The sequence below is a fragment of the Legionella qingyii genome, from assembly GCF_003184185.1.
Genome location: NZ_QHJG01000019.1, coordinates 1 through 21,275 on the forward strand (window position 1 = coordinate 1; position 21,275 = coordinate 21,275).

The window sequence follows — 21,275 nt, forward strand, 5'->3', positions numbered from 1 at the left end:
AATTATTCTTTTTTTAAAAATAATGGTCACTTATTGTGACCATCTCTCAGGCATAAAGCGCGGGAAAGAGGAGGAATTAAATGAAATGTCAACAGGCTCTAGCCTAAAAAGAAATGTAATGCCTTGTAAGCTAGAATAGTTAAAATGGACGCTGCGGGTAATGTTAAAACCCATGACATGAAGATGTTGCGAATTACAATCAGATTTAACGCACCAATACCTCGTGCCAACCCAACCCCAAGAACAGCACCAACTAATGTTTGCGTTGCTGAAACTGGAATACCTGTACTTGTTGCTACTACAACAGTTGTTGCGGCGGAAAGCGTTGCTGCAAAGGCGCGGCTGGGGGTGAGTGCTGTGATAGAGCTACCTACGGTTTCAATGACTTTTCTACCATACATAAGAAGGCCTGTAATTACACCAACACAACCTAGTAAGATAATCCATGCAGGGTAATTATTGGCATTAAAAACTTGATGTGAATTCATGATCAAGCTGTAGATGATTGAAAGTGGTCCCACGGCTAAGGCTACGTCATTGGATCCATGTGCAAAAGCCATCGCGCAAGCCGTCATAGCCATAAGAACAGCAAAATATTTTTCAACTTGTATAAATCGTTCTCTGCGTCTTATTCTATGGTGTTCCGGAATGCGTTTAATAAATACCATTCCAATAATTGTAATAATAATGCTGGTTGCCAAAGTAACAGCCAGATTTTGCTTGAAATTCAGGTGAATATGAAAATTATTAAGTCCCTTAAATACAGTGATAAAAGACAAAATCGAACCAATGAGGAAAAGATAAATAGGAATATATAATTTAGCTTTGGCTAGCGGGTTACTTTTAACAAAAATAGTTTGTTGAATACTGGTAAATAATATATAAGCAGTGATCCCTGAAATCATTGGGGACGTAACCCAGCTTACGGCAATGCGACTTACTTGATTCCAATGAATTGCTTGAGGTCCTAATACTACGGCGCCAAAACCTACCATTGAACCGACTAAAGCATTAGTAATAGAAACAGGAACTCCTAGATAGCTCGCAAGATTCATCCAGATTGTGCAAGCTAATAAAACACCCAACATGCCTTCTATAAGGATTAGTGGTTGTCCAGAGAGTTCACTGGAGTTAATAATCCCATCTCGCATAGTTTCGGTAACACCAGTTCCACCTAAAAAGGCACCAGCAAATTCAAAAAATATGGCGATTAACATCGCTTGCTTGACGGTAACGGCTTTTGAGCCCATTGTAGTACTCATGACATTGGCTAAATCATTAGCGCCAACACCCCAAGTCATCAAAAAACACAAAATGACAGCTGTAAGAAGATAAATAATTGAATAATCCATAGAACTTGACTACCGGGCTATTAGAATTTGAAGACGACTACCCACATGTTGAGCGCCATCGGCTAAATCATCAATCCATTGGACCAATTTGTACAGAAAAATTGCATCAATTGCAGATAAATCTTTTTCGATTTCAAAAATACGATGTCTGATATCTGCTAGGCGTTCATCACTGTCATGTTCAATCTCATAAAGCGTTAAGATCATTTCTTCAACGATCTTCACTTCAGAGCCCCTGAAACCTGTCTCTAGTAATTCATCTAATTCATTGATTGCTTTACAAGCTTGTTTTGATGCGTCCAGACATCGACTTAAAAAAGGCATAAAAATGGGAACTATCGTTTCTGGGATAGTCATTTGTCTACTAATGATCAGTATTGCAATGTCTTCCGCTTTATTCGCGATGAAATCCTGGGCGTTAAGCAGCTCAAGCAGGTCAGTACGAGAAACAGGAAGGAAAAGTCCAGTAGGCAAATGAAGGCGTAGATCCCGTTTGATTAAATCAGCTTCTTTTTCAAGGGAAATTATTTTTTCCTTTATTTTATTGGCTGTCGTCCAGTCCTTTTTTAGGATCGCTTCAAAAAATGGGTAGAGCTGTTTGGCACATTGGTGCACTTTTCGCATGTGTTGTTCTATCGGTCTTATTGGTGAAGGACCAAACATATTAAATATGCTACCCATGATGTTCGCATCTCTTAAGCAAATTGTTAGGAATTATACCCAAACTTTTTCAGGAACAAAACTATTGAATTGCAGTTCATGAATTTTTTCGTTGTATTCTTTGATTTTTCAGGTTGAAAAATAAAAATATTTTCAATTTGCTGCAATGATTTTTTATATTGGTCTACAATTGAAAATATTAGGGTTTACCACAATAAGTTTTCTTAATCAGTGATGAAATAGGAACAAGGAGCTCAGGATGAAGCGATTTTGGCTAATAGGATTATTGTTGTTAGCAAATAACGTATTTTCCCAAACGATTACCAAGGTAATTGAATTGCATTATGTTCCGGTCCAAAAAGTTATCCAATTAGTACAACCTTTGCTGCAACCTGGAGAAAAAATAAGTGGCTCTGATCAAACCTTAGTCGTTCAAGTTTCGCCCCAAACACTAACCCAAATTAGAACTGTATTACATCAAATCGACGTACCTCCAGTAACATTTAATATTTCTATCTATCAAGGTGATCCGAATTGGCTCAGTGCACAAAATGAAAATTCTGTAACCTATAGTTCAAACTCTCCGGCGGAAGCCAAACGCACACAATCGGTTAAAGTCATGAATGGTGAATCTGCCTTTGTATCTACTGATCAAGAAGTACCCATCATTACTGCTGTAGGTGCAGGATTTTTTACAGGAATCGCTTACCAACAACATCAAATCAAAAATGGTTTATTGGTCCAGCCAGTCATGCGTGGATCACAAGTTGAATTAAAGTTGCGTCGTGTGCGTGAACAGCAAGACCCGGCTGGTGACCAACAATTTGATAATCAAAATATAGATACGACATTAATGGTTCCATTAAATAAGTGGGTTTCATTGGGGAGTCCAGAGGGAACGCAGGATACGGATTCATCCTCGGTTTCATATACAGCAGGAAGGCCGTTTTCTCAACAAGCAACGCTATATGTAAAGGTTTCAGTGGCAGGTAATCTTTAAAATAACTGAATAAAAATTAAACATCTGGTGTATAATTAATATAGCAGCATATAAATCAACTGACCTTTATGGAGGGCTCATGGCAATTATAAGCTCCTTGGCTAATCACTTGCTGGTCGCAATGCCGTCCCTAAATGATCCTAATTTTGAACGAACGGTAATTTATGTTTGTGAACACCATGAGCAAGGCTCGGTGGGCTTAATTATAAATCGCCCCATGCAATTCCCTTTATCAATTGTTTTTGAACAATTACATATCGAACCGGTTCGTACAGAGCAAAACCGCTTACCGTTAATGTTTGGCGGCCCCGTGCAACCAGAGAGAGGATTTGTTATTCATAAACAACTTGGAGGGTGGCGTTCCAGTTTGTTTTTGCAAGATGAGGTGACGGTAACCACATCAAATGATATTATTCGCGCCATTGCAGAAGATAAAGGGCCTAAAGATGTTTTAATTACTTTAGGTTATGCTGGATGGGTTGAGCATCAACTAGAAAAAGAAATTCTAGAGAATACATGGTTAGTTTGCCCATACCGCTCAGAAATTCTGTATGAGGTGCCCTTCGAAGATCGTTGGGAATATGCAGGATCCACTTTAGGGATCAAAATGAGTCAACTTAGTTCAAATATCGGCCATGCCTAGTCCTGTTTTCTTAGGTTTTGATTTTGGTTATAAGCGCATCGGTCTTGCTGTGGGGCAGCAATTAACGTGTAGTGCATCTCCTCTTGCGACCCTCAATGCTCGTCTGGGCGTCCCTGATTGGAATGCAGTTGCCAAAGTTATTGCTGAATGGTCACCCCAAGGATTAATTGTTGGTATTCCCACGTGTATTGATGGCAGTGAATTATATACAACGTCTGCTGCGCGTCGGTTTGCTAAAGAATTACGCAAGCGATTTTCTTTGCCGGTTCATTTGGTTGATGAGCGACTCTCAACAGTTGAGGCTAGAGAGCAATTGTTTGCACAAGGTGGGTATCGTAAAATCAAACAATCTGAGGTAGATAGTATAGCGGCTTGTGTTATACTTGAGCAATGGCTGCAATATCCTGAATAGGGACTGCTTCCATTTCTACTATCATGGCCTAAATGATCTGAATTTTTGTACTTCGGCGTTCACATATTTCATCTATGTTGCGTTTCGATGCTTGAAAATCAGGCTGGGCCCAATCTGGCGAAATGGAAAAGACTCTAGACTCCTGGTGGTTAAGTTAAAAGAGATAAGGGTTTTATGAATCATTTTTTAGAAATTAGTCAATTATCACGACAACAGATTGAGTCTTTACTGCAACGCGCGGTTTATTTCAAACACCATAACCAATATCCTTCATATGCACAACATACGGTAGCGAATTTGTTTTATGAAAACAGTACCCGCACTCGTGTGAGTTTTGAATTGGCTGCAAATCGTTTATCTATGCCAGTAATCAATTTGGATTTACAAAGCTCTTCTGAAACCAAGGGAGAGATTATTGAAGACACAATACGTACCTTGGCTGCTATGGGAATTAAGTATTTTGTAATTCGTCATTCGCAAGATGGGTTACAACAAGATTTAGCGCGTCAAATAGGGGATGGCATTCATATAATTAATGCCGGCGATGGCACTCATGCTCACCCAAGTCAAGCGTTGCTTGATATGATGACGATCCTTGAACAAAAACCACGATTGGAGCAATTAAAAATAGCAATCCTGGGTAATATCAGGCATTCACGTGTTGCCAATTCATTTCAATGCATTTGCGCACAACTAGGGGTAGGTGAACTTGTTTTAGTCGCCCCAGAACTTTGGCAGCCGAAGACGTTGCATTATGGACGGGTAACTCAGGATTTACAAGATGGATTAACTGAAGCCGATGTCGTGATTTGTTTGCGGGTACAGCGTGAGCGTTTATTGGAGTCCGATCATTTTGATCTCGATTCTTATCGACGTGATTTTGCTTTAACAAAGGAAAATCTAGTTTATACTAAATCGGATGTGATGGTGATGCACCCGGGCCCTATAAATCGTGGTGTTGAAATAGACAGTGATGTGGCAGATGGGCCCAACTCCTTTATATTAAATCAAGTTGCTAATGGTGTTTTTGTACGTATGGCAATTTTTGATGCATTATGTAATCAAAGGTAGTATTGTTGAGAAGCTGCAGCGGAAGTGCAATTTAATATGGAACTAGTCAAGGATATATTTGATGAGTCGTTGTTATAGGAAAATATGCATTCTACTGCTGCTGAGCTTTTATTGTTTGCTTTCCTATTTTATTTTTAAGCATTACCAACGAATCGATTTTTCTTCTTTTTATTTATCATCCCAGGCTTTTTTAAAGGGCGAAAATCCTTATATAAATTTTTTTACTACTTATTTGTCTTCTGTAAAGATATTACCTGCCAATTTAAATCCTCCATTTGTTTTGTGGAGCTTTAGTTTTTTGACTCATTTCAGCTATTCAAATGCATTACTGTTCTGGTTTTTCTTTTCTTTTATTTTGGGAATAATTGGTATCACCATTACATTTTATTATGCTTTTTCCATGCGATTTTTGCAGAAGAATTATGTAAATCTATACCTACTTTATTTCGCATTTTTTCCGACCTTAATGAATTTTGTTACTCAGCAGTTTGGCTGCATTTTATTGTTTTTCATCATGCTGGGTTATTATTTTTATTTGAATCGGCGTGACTATTTTGCAGGGATATTATGGGGCATTATTATTGCGATTAAATTGTTTCCTGGACTGTTATTTTTCTATGTTTTAAAACAACGCCGTCAACGTGTTCTTCTGAGCATGTTCGTTACACTCTTAATTGCCGTATTTATTCCCACGCTGGTTTATGGTCCAGTGATTTATAATCAATATTTCAAAATGATGAGTAATGTATTTTGGTATGGTGATGATTGGAATGCTTCAATTTATGGTTTTATTTTTCGTCTATTTTTTGGTGGCGAAATACTCCCTAATATGTCGTATTTAGTACCAATAAATCTTGTTTATGGCATTTTATTTGTTATGTTACTTTTATGGTATTGGCAAAATCTCGGACCAACTGATAACGATCGGATAAACCATCAGCCTTTTTGCTTGACTCTGGCTATGATGTTACTTATGAGTCCTTTTGGTTGGGTTTATTATTTTCCTTTATTAATTTTGCCCATGACACTTATTTGGTTTGCAGCCTTAGAGAAACAAAATACTCCTACAAAAACAATGATTATTTGGCTTTTATGTCTTTTTCTCATCAATTTTCCTGTTGATTATGTGAACAGTAAAGAAATGCATAATTTACTGGTACGAATTAGTTTTTTTTCCACCTTTTTTTATGGTTTATTACTTATAATTTATCTTTTAGTTCAAAGAAAAGAAATCTATGGAAATAATGAAATACAGTGTGATGGAGTAAAGCATTACTCGATATCTGCAATAAACAGTATTTTTATATTTGGTGTGTTTGTTCCAATCATATATTACCTTGTGCGTTTGTTAAATTTGCATTTGAATTTAGGGTTACCCTAAGTTCAAATGCAAAGAAGCAGTACTCAATGCACTTGAAACAGGAGCAAACTATTCTTAAACCTCTTGGATTATAGAGTTCCTGGAGTAGATAAAGTATGTCTAAAGGACAATGCCTGTTGTAGATGAATTTTAGAAACCTGACTGCTTTCCTTCATATCCGCTATAGTGCGTGCAACTTTCAATAAGCGATGATACCCTCGAGCAGAAAGTTTGAATTGCAGCATCGATTGACGTAAGAAATCTTGTTCTTGAGAACCTAATGCACAAATCTTTTCACAAATGTTGGCGCTTAAATAGGCATTGAGACAATTTTGTCGCTCCTTTTGTATTGTTCGTACTTTGATAACGTGTTCTCGAATTATTTCACTTTGTTTAATAGGGTTAATATTCGGAGCAACTAATTCTTCCTGTGTTAGCGCTTGGACCGTGATATGCATATCAATGCGATCCAATAAAGGGGCTGAAATCTTCGCATGATAACGCTTAATACGATCAGGGCTGCATAAGCAGTTTGCTTGAGGATTACCCCATTGTCCACATGGGCAAGGATTCATTGCTGCGATGAACTGAAATTGGGCGGGAAATTCTGTTTGCGCGGCGGCCCTTGAAATGCATATTGATCCTGATTCAAGCGGTTGTCTTAGAGTTTCTAGAACTTGCCGGTTAAATTCCGGTAATTCATCAAGAAATAAAACCCCATGATGTGCTAGAGAGATTTCTCCTGGCTTAGGTGGGTTTCCTCCACCTACTAGAGATACCGGTGATGCAGTATGATGTGGGGCTCGAAAGGGCGGTGAACGCCATTCACTAAAGTCAGGTAATTTACCTCGTATGGAATTAATGACCACACACTCCAGGGCTTCTGTTTCAGATAATTGAGGTAGTAAGGTATTAAATCGCTTTGCTAACATCGTCTTGCCGCTTCCAGGAGCCCCACTTAGCAAAATACTGTGACCACCACACGCTGCAATTTCCATTGCTTTTTTCGCATGAAACTGTCCTTTGATATCAGACCAGTCCATCGTGTATTGTGTGGCGCATGACTCTGGCTTTGGTGGTAGGGGGTGCAATGAAGTTCCTTGGCAAAGGTAGCTGCATACTTCACGTAAATTGTTCGCACTATAAATGTTTTGATAGCCGGTTAATGAGGCCTCATGAGCATTAGCACTGGCAATAATCAGTAAACTTTCGTTTTTATATGCAGCTAATACCGCAGGAATAATAGCGGAAATACCTCGAAGTTCTCCACTTAAGGCAAGTTCTGCTATAAATTCATGGTTGGCCAGTTGATTTTTGGGAATTTGATTTGATGCCGCAAGAATTCCAAGAGCGATTGGTAAATCAAAACCACTTCCAGTTTTAGGTAAATCGGCCGGCCCCAGGTTCACGGTGATTTTGCGGCAGGGAAACTCAAACTGGCTATTAATAATCGCGGAACGAACTCGATCCTTGCTTTCTTTCACTGCAGTTTCGGCAAGGCCTACGATTGTAAATCCAGGTAAACCATTTGATAAATGAACTTCTACTGACACGGGTTGTGCCAATATCCCAACAGTACTACGTGTTTTAGTAAACGCCAGATTCATTGCTTATTCCTGTGATGTTGGACTAATTGAACGGCAAACCTTCCTATTGCCGCTTAAACTACTCTGTAATTATTTTTGATCTTTATTAAGCTGGGTCATTAACATGTCGACTTGCTTTTGAAGTTGCTCTACTTTTTCACGAGTTCGCGCCAGAACTTTGGTTTGTACATCAAACTCTTCACGCGTAATAAGTTCCATATGAGAAAAGGTAGCTTGCAGTACTTCTTTAAATTTTTGTTGAATGTCTTTTTCAATATTTTGTAGACTTGGGGGAAGAGCTGAAAAAAGTTTTTTTGCTAAATCATCAAATTGTTTGGGGTCGAACATAATCACTCCATGTTTGGTTTTGCAAAGAGTCTAACAAAAGTATAATCACAGCGGAATATATTATGAAAATGATTATGGCAATTATTAAGCCTTTTAAATTAGATGATGTTCATGAGGCGTTAATGGAAATTGGAGTACCGGGAATAACCATTTCTGAAACACGGGGTTTTGGGCGACAAAAAGGGCACACTGAATTATATCGTGGGGCTGAATATGTAGTAGATTTTCTTCCCAAAATTAAAATTGAACTCGCATTACCAGACGATATGGTTGAAGCTGCAATTGAAGCAATTTGCAAGTCTGCATATACCGGTAAGATAGGGGATGGCAAAATCTTTGTTTATGAATTGCAACAAGTAGTTCGTGTGCGTACCGGGGAGATCAATGCAGATGCTTTAACCTAAAACTAGAGTCATCCACCATACCAATAAATGGCACGTTGGGTTATTACGGCGTTAAGCTGAATATCCCAAGGTTCTGGTTCGAGGTACTCATCAACACGCTGAAATTGGTACGCTACGCCAAATAAGGGACAATTCTCTTTGCCTTTGAACGTTCGATCGTAATAACCAGCACCCATGCCAAGACGATTACACCGTACGTCAAAAGCAACTAACGGAATTAAGGCCAAATCCAATTTTTCTACAGGGATTGCTAAATCAGCACTAACATTAGGCTCAGAAATCCCATAGCGATTCTTTTGAAAAGGGGTATCTGTTGTTGCAGGTAAAAAAGAAAGGGTTAAATCTTCATTGAGGACAGGAAAATAACAGATTTTTCCTTGTAAGAGCGCATTTTTCCATAGTTCATCTAAATCGATTTCGCCATTTACCGCAAAATAAAGTGCTATATGCTGGGCATTACGATATTGTTCCAGCAAGCGAATGCGGGTACATACTTGACTTGAAGCTGTGGCGCGATACGAAACAGATATCTTGGAGCGTATTTGTTTCATCGTATCTCTTAAAGCCTTCTTGATGTAATCTTCCATACGGTATCAATGTTTTGTGCTTATTAAATTATTGATTCTTTATTGTAAAAATTCAAGGTCTTGAAATCCTCTGAAAAATTTGCCAATCTCAAATCTGAAGGAATTGCTATTTTTTTTTAAAAAAAACTAGTCAAAATAGAAAAAATAAGGTATATAAGCCGTCCTGGTTTTTAGATCCTTTTGGATGGGTTCTAGGTACAGTATAACTCATTGAGAGAATGGTATGAGTGATTTATTTGAAGATGATGATGCTGTTGTAGAAGTCGAAGAAGACTTCGTTGATGTTGATAGTGAATTGGATGTTGATGCAGAAGTTATGGACACTGTTCCTCGTGGTTTGGATGCACGTAGGCGATTGGAAAATATGTTAGATGAAAAACGTTTACGTGATGAACTGGACGATTTTGGAGATTATTAAACCTGACTCGTCAGTAAACATTCGTAGTAAATTTAACTGGCAAATTAGGGTTAAGTACCGTTTATGATACGAACACGAGTACTCACAGAAGGGGAATGCAATTTTCTATTTCCAATAGATGATCGCATCTTTTTGGGCGAGGGTTTGTTTGAAACACTTAGAGTAGAAGAAGCTAAACCATGTTATGCTTATTTGCATTGGCAGCGGTTAACTGACTCGGCGCGAAAATTGGATATCCCCTTCGATCTTTCTTTTGAGCATTGGTTAGAACATCTGCTCAATAAAATTAAACAAGATAATTTGTATCATGGCGGTATTAAAGCGATTTTAAGTGGTGGTTCCGCGCCTAGAGGTTTAGCTGCACGAGGTCAGGTAAGTCAGCTTGCATTTCAAGCTTTTAATTATTCTGTAGAAACCCATCCACAGCGATTGGTTAGTGCTTCATGGCTAAGAGATGGAACCAATCCCATATATCAAGTTAAATCAGTCAATTATTTGGAGGCAATACTTGCTCGCCGTCAAGCAATTGCGGCAGCTGCTGATGATGCTTTATTTTTTAACTTGCAGCATCATGCGACCGAAACTACATGTGCTAACTTATTTTTGATCCACGATAATTGTTTGCTCACTCCTCCTGTAGCAGATGGTGTACTTCCTGGTATTACTCGCTCAAGACTTCTTCAACATTCCAAACAACAAGGCATAACTTGTATGGAAGTTTCTGTGACAAGAGCAATGTTAAGGGAAGCAGAAGCCCTTTTTGTAACTAATTCTTTACAGGGTATTCGCCCGGTACTTTCTTGGGATGATGTTGTTTTTGCAGTAAATCATCCATTGCTTAATCAATTATCTTCTTCTCTGCATTTTGAAAACCGAAGTGATTAAAATGCAACAACTTGATAACACACAACAGCAATAGAACTAGACCCGCGATTAGAATTACACTGTTTTTATAAAATATTTCTTGTTTTAAAATCCCCATCCCTGCATAACCTAAATAGGTATAAACAATTTCAGCTGGAATAAGAAAAATAAAAGTAGTGAGCAGATAAGATCGAAATTTTATCGTGGTTATCCCCAAACCACAATTAACTATATTAAATGGAATAATTGGAACTAAGCGCAGAAAAGCAACAACCACCCATCCTTTTTGCTCTACTGCAGAAATGAGTTTGCTTAACTTTTCTCCTTTTCTTTGGGAAAACCAATTATAAATTAAATGTCGGGTAATTAAGAAAGAGAATGCAGCACCGCTTGTTGCACCCAACAAATTGAGTAGGGTGCCGAAAAATGGACCGAAAAGTGCACCTCCCGCCAAGGTGATCACCATTGTTGGCAAAAACATAATGGTTGCAAGACAATATATAATTAAAAAGAGAATGGGTGCAATCCAGCCAAGCTGCTCAATCCAGTTAATGATTTCATTTGAATAGTTATAAAAAAAGATGGCAGTCGTAATTAGAGACACCAAGGCTAAAACTATGAAGATTGTCTTAATAGGATGAATGATTCGGCAGTTCATAGGATTTATTTTTTTATGGGATAAATCGGTGTTTGTAATCGTTATAGTCCTCAACAATCAATTGATTAAGAAAGTCTATTACACCTGGCAATCGGTTGCAATCATTGAAAAATAATGTTTGATTGGGTATAACCAAGAGCGGTTTTTTATATGAGAAACAAAAACATGGAACAAGTTATGTGGATGGAAAGACAAAAGCAACGTGCGCGTAGATGGATTAGAGCAATCTTAACCTACTGCTTTAAAGTAGAGCTGCGTGGAACTTATCAGCCCGAACCTAACTCAGTGATTATTGCAAATAGAACTTCAAAAATTGATTTGCTTTTGCTTGCTGTATTTTTGCCTGAGCAATTAACTGTAGCGTTTCCTCCGCGATCAGCAGGTAGGCTCTGGATGAAAATAATGATGCTTTTTGCCGATGTCATTGTCATCGACTCTACCAATGCTTTTGCAGCAAGAGCTTTAATCAAAGCGATACGCGAAGGGAAGCGTTGTGTTATTTTTCCACAGGGAATAGGATTGCAGGAAGAGAGCTTGAAGGTTTTTGATGCCCCAGGAATGGTACTACAAAAAGCTGGAGCCTCAGTTATCCCGATACGTATCGATGGGGCACAACACAGTATTTTTTCTATAAGTAAAGATAAGCATCGTACGTATTTATTTCCCAAAATTATTTTGCATGTATTGCCAACACAATCCTATATACAGAAGGAAAATACGCCTCTTGACCGAAATGCTATGAGCACACGTTTGTTTCAATTAATTAGTGAGCTTACTTTTGCGAATAGCTATCAACCCATGTCAATGTTTGAAGCACTCATTCAAGGAACCGTATTAGGAACAAAGAATAAAGCAAAAATTGAAGACGCAAATCGTGCACCTTTAACTTCCAAACAATTTCTTGCTCGTTGTTTTATATTAGGCCGACAAATTAAGGAGCAAACTCAAGTGGGAGAGCATGTCGGTATCATGCTGCCTACAACGATTGCGGGGATGGTCACCTTTTTTGCTTTACATGCATATCGGCGCATTCCAGCGATGTTGAATTTTAGCTTGGGACTTCATAATTTATTAGCTACATGTAATGTTGCTGAAGTCAAAACTATTTATACGGCAAGACAATTTATTGATTCAGCAAAACTAGAAAGTATAGTCGAAGGATTACAGAACGCAGGGATAAAGATTTATTTCCTCGAAGATTTTAAGTCTTCCATTAACTTGGGTCATAAACTTTCCGGGATATTCAAAGGGATGTTTCCTTCTCGTGCATATAAGTTAATTGGTGATCCTGTTTCTCCGGAGGAACCAGGAGTTATATTATTTACTTCGGGCTCAGAAGGACTTCCAAAGGGGGTTGTTTTAACTCATTCTAATTTACTGGCAAATTGTTGCCAGTTAACTTCGCGAGTGGATTTCTCTTCTCATGATAAATTTTTCAATGCGTTACCCATATTTCATTGTTTTGGATTAACAACGGGTTCAATTCTTCCGCTAATACAGGGAATTAGTTGCTTTTATTATCCATCTCCTTTGCATTATAAAATAATTCCGGGATTGATTTATCAAACCGGTGCTACCATTATGCTTGGCACGGATACCTTTTTAACAGGCTATGCTCGAGTTGCAGAACGACATGATTTCAGCAGTGTACGCTATATTTTTGCTGGCGCGGAAAAAGTGAAGCCGGAAACAATTCGACACTGGATAGATGCTTTTGGAGTTAAAGTCTATGAAGGGTATGGCGCAACAGAGGCTGCACCAGTGATTTCCATGAATTGTCCTTTGGCTTCTATACCAGGTAGTGTGGGAATGTTGTTGCCTTCCATGGAAAGTCGAATTCAGCCCGTAGATGGCATCGCTGAAGGCGGCCGGTTAATATTGCGTGGTCCTAATGTCATGAAAGGTTATCTTTCGTCTGAAAAGCCGGGAACGATTATTGCGACTGAAGATGGGTGGCATGATACGGGTGATATCGTCACTATGAATGAAGAAGGATTCATTACGATTGCAGGTCGGGCAAAACGTTTTGCGAAAATAGCAGGGGAAATGGTTTCTCTTACTGCAGTAGAGGGTGTTGCTGCCTCAATTTGGCCTGAGTTGTTACATGCCGCAGTAAGCAAGAAAAGTCCAAAAAAAGGAGAGCAAATAATATTATATAGTGAGGCTGAGAGTGCGGATAAAGTGAGTTTTGTTAAGAGAATAAAGGAGCTGAATTATTCAGAATTACTGATTCCCCATCAAATTGTACCAGGAAGCAAGATTCCTGTTTTACCTTCAGGAAAAATTGACTATGTAACTATTGAAAATGAATTAATTCAAGCCTAGATTCGATTTTTCAAAATGTTCTTAATACCACCAGGCATTATAATCAGTTTTCGGACAAGTGCTCGTTCCTGTTTGGATACAATGTCCCAAGCCATCATCGCAACACTTTGTATCACAATTACTTAATAGAATAGATGAGCCGGCGATAATTAAGGCAACTATTATTTTTTTCATTTTTCTCGGCCTCACTTGCACATTTGTATCCTCTATGATTTTATGCTAGACCATGGGCAAGGTGTTTTCCATTTTTTATTATTGATAATTTATGTTTTTTAAACAGATACATAGCAATTAAATAAAGTCAGCGGTACTATATTTTTATAAAAGCTAGGAGAATTTTAATTACAGGTATTTGTGATGCGACGAACATCCGGATTTACCCTTATTGAACTGATTGTCATCATTTTGATTGTTACCCTTATGGCGGTTTATTATGGGATAAAAACTCCATCAGTTTCACTTTACAGTTTGTCCTCCATAACAGAACAATTAAGACGAGATATACGTTATACCCAAACTTTGGCGAGCAGTTTAAATACAAATTATAGTATTATTCTTTCAACAAACAGTTATACCATTTCTCCAAATCCTCCTAATGGCGCATACTCTGTGAGTATGCCTACAGGAATCACACTGTCTTCTGTGAGCATTACGTTTAATTCAATGGGGGCGCCTGAGTCAGGCGCAATAATTACAATTACAGCATCTGGAGTCGGTACCAGCACGCTTACAGTTTCTGCAGAAACGGGGTTCGTGAATGGGTAAGCAATCTGGATTTTTAATGATGGTTATTGCTATTTTACTTGTTGTTGTAGCAGGGCTTGCGACAGCGTTTGTCTCGATGATTGTTAGCGGTACCAATTCAGCTATAAGTACTATATCCGCAAATAATGCCTATGATTTAGCTAAAACGGGCATTGAACATGGTAATTACCAGTTATCCCTTGGAGTTTGCAATAATGCGTGGAGTTCAATTGTCACTGTTACGGATCAAGGGGAATACCAATACAGTTGCAGTCAAAATCAAGCCACAACAACGATTACTAGTCCTCTGACGGCGACCTCTTCTTTTATTCCAGTTGCTTCAGTTGCTAACTTCGGAGCCTTTGGAGCCATAACCATTGATTCAGAAATGATTTATTATGATGGAATAAGCGGAAATACCTTGCTCAATCTGCGACGAGGACAAAATGGAACAATCGCGGCAGCTCACCTTTCCGGCGCGATAGCAAGTCAGTCACAATACATCATTAGCAGTCAAGGTGGTGCCCCTTCTCTAGATGCGCCTAATGGCAAGGTAACGCTTAATCAAGCAGTATTATTGTTTCAAGGAGGAGCTTACTATGCAGTGGGAACACAGGGTACGAACGGTATTATTCTTAAATATGATGGTGCCTCGTGGTTAACGGTGCTGACAGCAGGTGGGGTTACTCTTCGGGGTGTAGAAATCAGCTCTAGTTATGGCTTGGCTGTAGGTTCTACTGCCACTAATGAGGGCTACATCTATCAATTTAATGGCGGGTCATGGGCTTTATTAGGAACAGTTAGCGATTCAAATTTTATGGCAGTTTCATGTGATATCCCAAACAATCCAGCCCTTTGTTGGATAGTAGGACAAAGCAAAAGTCCACCGTGGCCACTCATGTATTATACAGGAACTGGCCTACCTTATAACATGAAAGGAATGGGGAGTGTGCCAGTTTCAAGTGTGAGTTGTGTTAATGATATTTGTATGGCTACACTTCCTAATGATCTTTATCGCTTTCCGATAAACTCCACTAGCCCATTTGATAATCGGACTAATATAGGAGGTACTTTAAATAGTATTGATTGCGTGCAAGCCAATAGTTGTGTACTTGTGCGCAGCGTTGGTGCGGTTCATTATTTTAATGGTAGTGGATGGAATAGTGCTTTTATTAGTGGTCAGTCTCTAAATGAAGTGCATTGCCCAAGCACCGGTAACTGTATTGTTGTAGGAAATAATGGTGTCATTTTTAATTGCAGTCTTCCTATTACCTCCAATGCATCTTGTGTGGCTCAAACATCACCTGGAACACTTAATTTACGTGGTGTGCATTGTAATGCCCCGAGCGATTGTTTGGCTGTGGGTACGGGTACTGTAGCATACCGCTATATAGGTGGTGTTTGGACTGCTATTTCTCTTCCTACGAGTTATACTCTTAATTCAGTAAGTGGAACCGGCTCGGGAACTGTGTCGGGAGTAATTCCTACTGTATTGCATAATCAATGAGGAAAAGACATGCCAAAGCAGAAACAGAGCGGTTTCTCTATCATTGAGCTGATTGTTTTTATAGTAACCATGGGGATTATTGTAAGCGGATTATTGATTGGTATAAATCAGGCACAACGGTACAGCGGCATACCTAGAACAACACCTCAAGCAAGTTTTTTAGCGAATGCACGTATGCAAATCATATTAATGAATCGTGATATAAATGGTTATACTGCCCTGGACGATCCGTGTACCAGTACACCAAGTCTTGATATATGTACGGTATTATCGAATTATGCTTTAGAAAATGATTTTGCTGTGAGTCCCCCTGTTATTGCAGGCTCCAATCCAAAAACAATTACTCTTAATGTAACGGGTTCCGGGAATGCTTCGATTAATGCAAGTGTATATAATTATGCGAACAATTAAAGGATTTACGCTTATTGAAATGCTTATTGTGATGATTACGACAGGTGTGGTTTTGTCTGCAGTATCTCTTATGTTAAGTGCGGGTTTTACTAACTATTTTACAGGAGTAAAAGTTACCGCGTTAACCAATCAGGCTACCATTGCTATGGCACGTATGACTAAAGAGTTACAACAGGCAAATCGTTTTTCAGCAATCAATCCAACCGAGGTGTCATTTACCACTACAGGTGGCTCTACTATATCTTATAGTTGGTCTAGCCCGATTTTGACGCGAACAGGTGCTTCCGCTCAGACACTCAGTAACCAAGTAACCAGTTTCTCACTTACTTATTATCAATCTAATTTTGCTTCAACTACAACCTTGACGGCTGTTCGTGCTGTCACGATAAATATGATCTTAAGCAACGGTAGTGAACGCGTTGCTATGGTCAATACTGTTTACCTGAGTAATATGTCATAAGCATATTTTCCTGCATTAATAATTATCAATTTTTTCAATCGACAATTGAACGTAGCTCAGTTTATACTGCCATTCATGAACAATGATCAGGATGATCCATGTTTGGATTAGGTAAATTTAAATCACCTCAACCTCTATCTTGCTTTCTTAGTGATTTCGGATATTCGCTTGTTGGCTTGGCTGATAATCAGCACATCCTCTTCTGTGAGGAGCATTACTTCCCTGAACCATCTCCTGTTGATATTGCTAAATGTTTGGAAGACGATGTTTATAAACATCATTTGGTTGGACGCCCATGCCAAGTGGTTCTTTCCCCAAGCCTTTACCAGTTGCTATTAATAGATACACCCGAAGTCCCCGAAAATGAACTGGCTAAAGCACTACGTTGGCAACTTAAGGGGTTAGTCGATTATCCCTTAAATGATATCGTTGTAGATGTTTTTACGGTGCCGCCACATGGTGCGGGTAGCAAAAGGAAAAAAGCTTTTGTTGCGGTGACATTGCAGTCTGCATTACTAAGTCATGTTTCCATGATGGAAAGTTGTCTATTAAATGTTACGGGAGTCAGCATTAGTGAGTTGGCTTTAAGCAAACTTTTATCACTTGAGCCAATATCAACTGAGGTTCCATTCATAGTCATTAGTTATGATGATGAGAACTGTCAACATCATGTATATTATATGGGAGACTTGTATCTGTTCCGTACTTTACCTATGAGTAAAACCATTATACAACCTCATAATTCTGCGAATCAGAATATGTTGTTAGAAATTCAGCGTAGTATTGACTATTGTTTGATGGAACTCAAACTTCCTGAACCAAAACAAATTTTTTTCACTCCCAGTTTTTATAAAGCTACAGATCTGCTCTCCTATTTACAAGCAGAACTTAATAAGGAAGTAAGATTATTAGATATTAATTTACTTTTTATGTCTGAACCGGTCGCTCCTGAAATTCTGGAAAAGGTTTTTTATGCTATTGGCGGAGCCCTAATGCTCTTGGATAGGGAAAGTGAATCATGAGTCAATCTATAAATTTTCTAAAGGGGCTTCCCAAAAGCTCCAGTCGATTGCCTGCATCATTAATGGGTTTGATAGTACTCATTACCTTGGTAAGTTTAGCTATTATTTCCGTTGTTCTTGAGTTAATTAATTTTCAAGCTTATAAATCACTTAGGATGGCTCAAAAGAGCTTATTGTATGCACAAGAAGATTACAAGAAAATGACAAAGGATTATCCCTTGCTAGTTAGCGATATTCCTTTTGTAACTCGCGTTAAAAATCTTGAGAAAAAACTGCAAGCCAAGAAAGTAGAACTTAATTCACTGGAGCACCTCGTTGTTCGGCGCGGATTTTCTGAATACATGTTTGATTTGGCTCAAACAACCTCAAATACTTTATGGCTAAATCAAATTCAAATTGATCATGATTCCAATAACATTACCTTAAATGGATACGCCATTCATCCAGATTCAGTATCGGAACTTATGAGTCAGCTATCAACTACCAACTCTTTCAAAAATGTTATCTTTAAATTGTTTTTTGTAAAAACAATTAAAAATCATCCTTATTTGAAGTTCTCTATTGCTACCTATGCTCTTGGGTCACAGGAAGAGGCAATTCCTGAACAAACTGCTCAGGATCAAAAAGCCCAGGGAGTACAGTGAATGGATCTAAAGTTTTTTTATGCAAAGCAATTATATTTATTAAAACAAAAAATTGATCACTTGAGTGAGCGAGACAGAATACTGCTACTAATCATTACCATAGTTGCTCTTCTTTTCTTATGGTTTTTTGCTGTTGTAAAGCCAATATTAAACTCAAAATATCAAAAAGAACAACAAGCGCATAAAATTGACAAGCAGATTACTATATTGACACAGAAAAAGAAGATTGTTGAAATTCTGATCAGCAACCCAGAAACAGTAAAAGTTATTACCCAGTTTAAAGAGTTAACTACTGAGATTACTATGCTCGATAAAGAAATCATTCGTTATAATAAGCGCTATATAGCGGAACGTGATTTGGCAAAGCTACTGCATGATATGTTAAAACAAACAATGGGGGTAACCATCGAGAATTTTGGTACGGTTACACCGCTACCTTCCTCATCGCCAATAAACCAGCAAACGAGTAATACTGCAACACCTAAAACATCTTCTGTTCAAACGCCAGCACTTCCATTTACCATACAAGCGAATCATTACCGTCTCATTATGCGGGGTACTTATTTCCCAGTGATGAGGTATTTGCAACGTCTGGAACAATTACCCTGGCAGCTTTATTGGGACAAATTTGATTATACGGTAACGAAATATCCACAAGGGCTAGTAACGGTCGATTTTTACACTTTAAAACCCAAAAGTGCTCAACTGATAATAAATAAAGGACAAAATCAATGAGCCTAAAAAAACAATCGATAATCTTTTTCTTTTTTGGGTTTAACTTAATTAATATGAGTTATGCTGCGTTACACGATCCGACAAAACCCATTATAAGCCCCTTAGTTCATGAATCATCAGCAGACGAGGATGATTTTAATTTGCAAAGTATTTTGATTGGGCCAATGAGGCGATTGGCTATGATTAATGGACAAATCGTAGGAACAGGAAGTAACATTCAGGGAGCACGCGTTCTTGCTATTGATAAAAATCATGTGGTATTGTTCTACGCGGGACATAGAAAGATTCTATATTTATTTGGCAAACGCTTGTGGAAGACTCATTGATGAGAAGAGGGATCATAGTTTTTATTTCTTTATTTCTTGCCGCCTGCAACACTCATGCACCAATAAAGGGAACCGCTATTGATGAGATGAACAAGGTGATGCAACAAGCTGTTGCCAATAATAAAATAGTTATGAAATCAGATCATACCAAGGGACGAGGAAGCCCAGTCAGAGCATTGCTTCCAAGTCTGAAAATCCGTGATGCAAGATCACAAGGTGGTCCCCAACGTTTTGATATAGCGGTTAAAAATGTGCCCGCACAAGCCTTTTATATGGGATTGGTTGCCGATACGTCAACCAACATGGTAGTAAGTCCGGAGATTAAAGGGAATGTTACCCTAAGTATGAAACGGGTTACTGTAGAACAGGTCCTGCAAGCACTAGAGGATGCATATGGTTATTCCTTTAATGCGATTCCTGGTGGATATGAAATCTTACCTAACACGTTAAGAACTCAAATTTTCAAAGTCAACTATCTTGAATTAGAACGAAAAAGTCGTTCAAGCATGACTGTAAGTTCAGGTGAAGTGACCAATGCGGGCTCTCCTGGTGGCTCAAGTACAGGAACCTCGGTTTCTGGTGGCAATATTTCTGGAGTACTTAGTAACGGTAATCAAAACTACAGTGCTGTAGTAGGTGATGTTGAAACCAAAAGTAATATCGATTTTTGGAAGTCACTTGAAAATACTGTCAAAAAGATGGTCGGTAAAGAGGAAGGTCGCTCTGTAACGGTCAATAAAATGGCTGGTTTAGTTGTGGTTCACGCCGAACCCCGAGAGCTCAAACATGTTGAGCGTTATCTGGACATGGTGCAAAACAGCATGGACCGGCAAGTGATTCTTGAAGCTAAAATCCTGGAGGTCAATTTGACCAATCAATTCCAAATGGGGATTGATTGGAAAATTTTTGGATCCAGGCTCAACGCTTTAAGTAATTTCCCAGAGGTTGATATTTCTCAATCAAGTTTTCCTAAAGCGTTTGATGTCGACATTCACTGGAATCCTCAAGATTTTACATCGGTGATTCAGGCATTAGAAACCCAAGGGAATGTTCAGGTGCTTTCAAGCCCACGCGTTACAGCTATGAATAATCAAAGCGCAGCGATAAAAGTAGGGTTTGATGAATTTTTTGTAACCAACGTATCCCAAAATCAAAATATTGTCACTTCAAGCCTTGTGACTCAACCTATGTTAAATGTTAATTTGACTCCTTTTTTCTCAGGTATTACTTTGGATGTTACGCCGCAAATTGACGCCAATGGTCAAGTTACTTTACATATACATCCTACTGTAAGCTTGGTAAAAGACCAACGTAAGGTGATTGACTTAGGAACTCAAGGTGGGATATTGGATTTACCTTTAGCCAATAGCACCATTCGTGAATCAGATACAATGGTGCACGCTAAAAACGGCCAAGTCGTAGTTATTGGTGGTTTGATGCAAGATACAACCACGGAGGGAATAGGCCAGTTGCCCTGGTTTGGCAATATTCCGTTTCTAGGAACTTTAGTGCGCGCGACAAAGCAAGACTCTCAAAAAACTGAACTTGTCATTTTATTGAGACCAACTATTGTGAATGGGAGAAGCACAAATAAAGACATTACGGTGTCGGCGCGTCGTGTTTCGAGCCTTAAACGTGGTTTTCATATTGGTGGTAGACCTGATGTTTATGGTACTCAGGGTGAAGTTCCTGTTATGTTAGGACCCAAATCTACTGAGAACTTAGGTACGCGCTAAAA

Annotated in this window: 25 protein-coding genes; 18 read left to right on the plus strand and 7 right to left on the minus strand. The window is 38.7% G+C overall.

The window, feature by feature from the left end:
- Positions 1 to 98: 98 nt before the first annotated feature.
- Positions 99 to 1,352 (minus strand): inorganic phosphate transporter, encoded by a 1,254-nt coding sequence (locus DGG96_RS11940; protein WP_110142893.1) that lies wholly within the window; start codon positions 1,350 to 1,352, stop codon positions 99 to 101.
- 9 nt (positions 1,353 to 1,361) lie between these two features.
- Positions 1,362 to 2,033: a TIGR00153 family protein gene (locus tag DGG96_RS11945; RefSeq protein WP_110142894.1), complete on the minus strand. Its 672-nt coding sequence runs from the start codon at positions 2,031 to 2,033 to the stop codon at positions 1,362 to 1,364.
- Between the two features lie 238 nt (positions 2,034 to 2,271).
- Here DGG96_RS11945 and DGG96_RS11950 point away from each other — a divergent pair, with 238 nt between their 5' ends.
- From DGG96_RS11950 to DGG96_RS11970, 5 genes are all read left to right on the plus strand, one after another.
- Positions 2,272 to 3,012 (plus strand): type II/III secretion system protein, encoded by a 741-nt coding sequence (locus DGG96_RS11950; protein WP_110142895.1) that lies wholly within the window; start codon positions 2,272 to 2,274, stop codon positions 3,010 to 3,012.
- Positions 3,013 to 3,091: 79 nt separating this feature from the next.
- Positions 3,092 to 3,655, plus strand: a complete 564-nt coding sequence (locus tag DGG96_RS11955; RefSeq protein WP_110142896.1) for a YqgE/AlgH family protein — start codon at positions 3,092 to 3,094, stop codon at positions 3,653 to 3,655.
- Positions 3,648 to 4,067 (plus strand): Holliday junction resolvase RuvX, encoded by a 420-nt coding sequence (gene ruvX / locus DGG96_RS11960; RefSeq protein WP_110142897.1) that lies wholly within the window; start codon positions 3,648 to 3,650, stop codon positions 4,065 to 4,067. Before DGG96_RS11955 ends, ruvX begins: the two co-directional genes overlap by 8 nt.
- 174 nt (positions 4,068 to 4,241) lie before the next feature.
- Complete coding sequence (locus DGG96_RS11965) at positions 4,242 to 5,138, plus strand: aspartate carbamoyltransferase catalytic subunit (RefSeq protein WP_110142898.1); 897 nt, start codon at positions 4,242 to 4,244, stop codon at positions 5,136 to 5,138.
- 61 nt (positions 5,139 to 5,199) lie between these two features.
- The gene (locus DGG96_RS11970; protein ID WP_110142899.1) at positions 5,200 to 6,519 is read left to right on the plus strand and encodes a glycosyltransferase family 87 protein; all 1,320 of its coding nucleotides are present in this window, start codon (positions 5,200 to 5,202) and stop codon (positions 6,517 to 6,519) included.
- 68 nt (positions 6,520 to 6,587) lie between these two features.
- Here the strand turns inward: DGG96_RS11970 and DGG96_RS11975 are convergent, their stop codons facing one another.
- Both DGG96_RS11975 and ubiK read right to left on the minus strand, forming a co-directional pair.
- Positions 6,588 to 8,105, minus strand: coding sequence for a YifB family Mg chelatase-like AAA ATPase (locus DGG96_RS11975; RefSeq protein ID WP_110142900.1), 1,518 nt, complete (start codon positions 8,103 to 8,105; stop codon positions 6,588 to 6,590).
- A 69-nt stretch (positions 8,106 to 8,174) separates the two neighbouring features.
- A complete protein-coding gene (ubiK, locus tag DGG96_RS11980) occupies positions 8,175 to 8,432 on the minus strand; it encodes a ubiquinone biosynthesis accessory factor UbiK (protein WP_110142901.1) in 258 nt (85 codons plus the stop codon).
- Positions 8,433 to 8,494: 62 nt separating this feature from the next.
- On the opposite strand from ubiK, the gene DGG96_RS11985 reads away from it, so the two are divergent.
- Positions 8,495 to 8,836 (plus strand): P-II family nitrogen regulator, encoded by a 342-nt coding sequence (locus DGG96_RS11985; RefSeq protein WP_003635241.1) that lies wholly within the window; start codon positions 8,495 to 8,497, stop codon positions 8,834 to 8,836.
- Positions 8,837 to 8,844: 8 nt separating this feature from the next.
- On the opposite strand, the gene DGG96_RS11990 is transcribed toward DGG96_RS11985, so the two are convergent.
- The gene (locus DGG96_RS11990) at positions 8,845 to 9,423 is read right to left on the minus strand and encodes a 5-formyltetrahydrofolate cyclo-ligase (RefSeq protein ID WP_110142902.1); all 579 of its coding nucleotides are present in this window, start codon (positions 9,421 to 9,423) and stop codon (positions 8,845 to 8,847) included.
- 223 nt (positions 9,424 to 9,646) lie between these two features.
- On the opposite strand from DGG96_RS11990, the gene DGG96_RS11995 reads away from it, so the two are divergent.
- Together DGG96_RS11995 and DGG96_RS12000 are read left to right on the plus strand one after the other, a co-directional pair.
- Positions 9,647 to 9,841 (plus strand): PA3496 family putative envelope integrity protein, encoded by a 195-nt coding sequence (locus DGG96_RS11995; RefSeq protein WP_110142903.1) that lies wholly within the window; start codon positions 9,647 to 9,649, stop codon positions 9,839 to 9,841.
- 63 nt (positions 9,842 to 9,904) lie between these two features.
- Entirely contained in the window at positions 9,905 to 10,726 is an 822-nt protein-coding gene (locus tag DGG96_RS12000; protein WP_110142904.1) for an aminotransferase class IV, read from the plus strand.
- Here DGG96_RS12000 and DGG96_RS12005 read toward each other — a convergent pair.
- Positions 10,680 to 11,363, minus strand: a complete 684-nt coding sequence (locus DGG96_RS12005; protein WP_110142967.1) for a TVP38/TMEM64 family protein — start codon at positions 11,361 to 11,363, stop codon at positions 10,680 to 10,682. The genes DGG96_RS12000 and DGG96_RS12005 overlap by 47 nt on opposite strands.
- A 165-nt stretch (positions 11,364 to 11,528) precedes the next feature.
- On the opposite strand from DGG96_RS12005, the gene DGG96_RS12010 reads away from it, so the two are divergent.
- Positions 11,529 to 13,688 (plus strand): AMP-binding protein, encoded by a 2,160-nt coding sequence (locus tag DGG96_RS12010; RefSeq protein WP_110142905.1) that lies wholly within the window; start codon positions 11,529 to 11,531, stop codon positions 13,686 to 13,688.
- Between the two features lie 21 nt (positions 13,689 to 13,709).
- Here DGG96_RS12010 and DGG96_RS20865 read toward each other — a convergent pair whose 3' ends face one another.
- A complete protein-coding gene (locus tag DGG96_RS20865) occupies positions 13,710 to 13,862 on the minus strand; it encodes a hypothetical protein (RefSeq protein WP_158618887.1) in 153 nt (50 codons plus the stop codon).
- Positions 13,863 to 14,045: 183 nt separating this feature from the next.
- On the opposite strand from DGG96_RS20865, the gene DGG96_RS12015 reads away from it, so the two are divergent.
- The 9 genes from DGG96_RS12015 (at position 14,046) to mshL (ending at position 21,273) form a co-directional block, all read left to right on the plus strand.
- Positions 14,046 to 14,453, plus strand: coding sequence for a prepilin-type N-terminal cleavage/methylation domain-containing protein (locus tag DGG96_RS12015; RefSeq protein WP_110142906.1), 408 nt, complete (start codon positions 14,046 to 14,048; stop codon positions 14,451 to 14,453).
- Positions 14,446 to 15,939 (plus strand): hypothetical protein, encoded by a 1,494-nt coding sequence (locus DGG96_RS12020; protein ID WP_110142907.1) that lies wholly within the window; start codon positions 14,446 to 14,448, stop codon positions 15,937 to 15,939. Before DGG96_RS12015 ends, DGG96_RS12020 begins: the two co-directional genes overlap by 8 nt.
- 9 nt (positions 15,940 to 15,948) lie before the next feature.
- Positions 15,949 to 16,350 (plus strand): type IV pilus modification PilV family protein, encoded by a 402-nt coding sequence (locus tag DGG96_RS12025; RefSeq protein WP_110142908.1) that lies wholly within the window; start codon positions 15,949 to 15,951, stop codon positions 16,348 to 16,350.
- Complete coding sequence (locus tag DGG96_RS12030; protein WP_158618886.1) at positions 16,337 to 16,810, plus strand: PulJ/GspJ family protein; 474 nt, start codon at positions 16,337 to 16,339, stop codon at positions 16,808 to 16,810. Before DGG96_RS12025 ends, DGG96_RS12030 begins: the two co-directional genes overlap by 14 nt.
- A gap of 98 nt (positions 16,811 to 16,908) precedes the next feature.
- The gene (locus tag DGG96_RS12035) at positions 16,909 to 17,832 is read left to right on the plus strand and encodes a hypothetical protein (protein WP_110142910.1); all 924 of its coding nucleotides are present in this window, start codon (positions 16,909 to 16,911) and stop codon (positions 17,830 to 17,832) included.
- The gene (locus DGG96_RS12040; protein WP_110142911.1) at positions 17,829 to 18,476 is read left to right on the plus strand and encodes a PilN domain-containing protein; all 648 of its coding nucleotides are present in this window, start codon (positions 17,829 to 17,831) and stop codon (positions 18,474 to 18,476) included. Before DGG96_RS12035 ends, DGG96_RS12040 begins: the two co-directional genes overlap by 4 nt.
- Positions 18,477 to 19,211: a hypothetical protein gene (locus DGG96_RS12045; protein WP_110142912.1), complete on the plus strand. Its 735-nt coding sequence runs from the start codon at positions 18,477 to 18,479 to the stop codon at positions 19,209 to 19,211.
- The gene (locus DGG96_RS12050) at positions 19,208 to 19,537 is read left to right on the plus strand and encodes a hypothetical protein (protein WP_110142913.1); all 330 of its coding nucleotides are present in this window, start codon (positions 19,208 to 19,210) and stop codon (positions 19,535 to 19,537) included. Before DGG96_RS12045 ends, DGG96_RS12050 begins: the two co-directional genes overlap by 4 nt.
- Positions 19,537 to 21,273, plus strand: a complete 1,737-nt coding sequence (gene mshL, locus DGG96_RS12055) for a pilus (MSHA type) biogenesis protein MshL (protein ID WP_110142914.1) — start codon at positions 19,537 to 19,539, stop codon at positions 21,271 to 21,273. The genes DGG96_RS12050 and mshL overlap by 1 nt, the downstream gene beginning before the upstream one ends.
- Positions 21,274 to 21,275 lie beyond the last annotated feature (2 nt).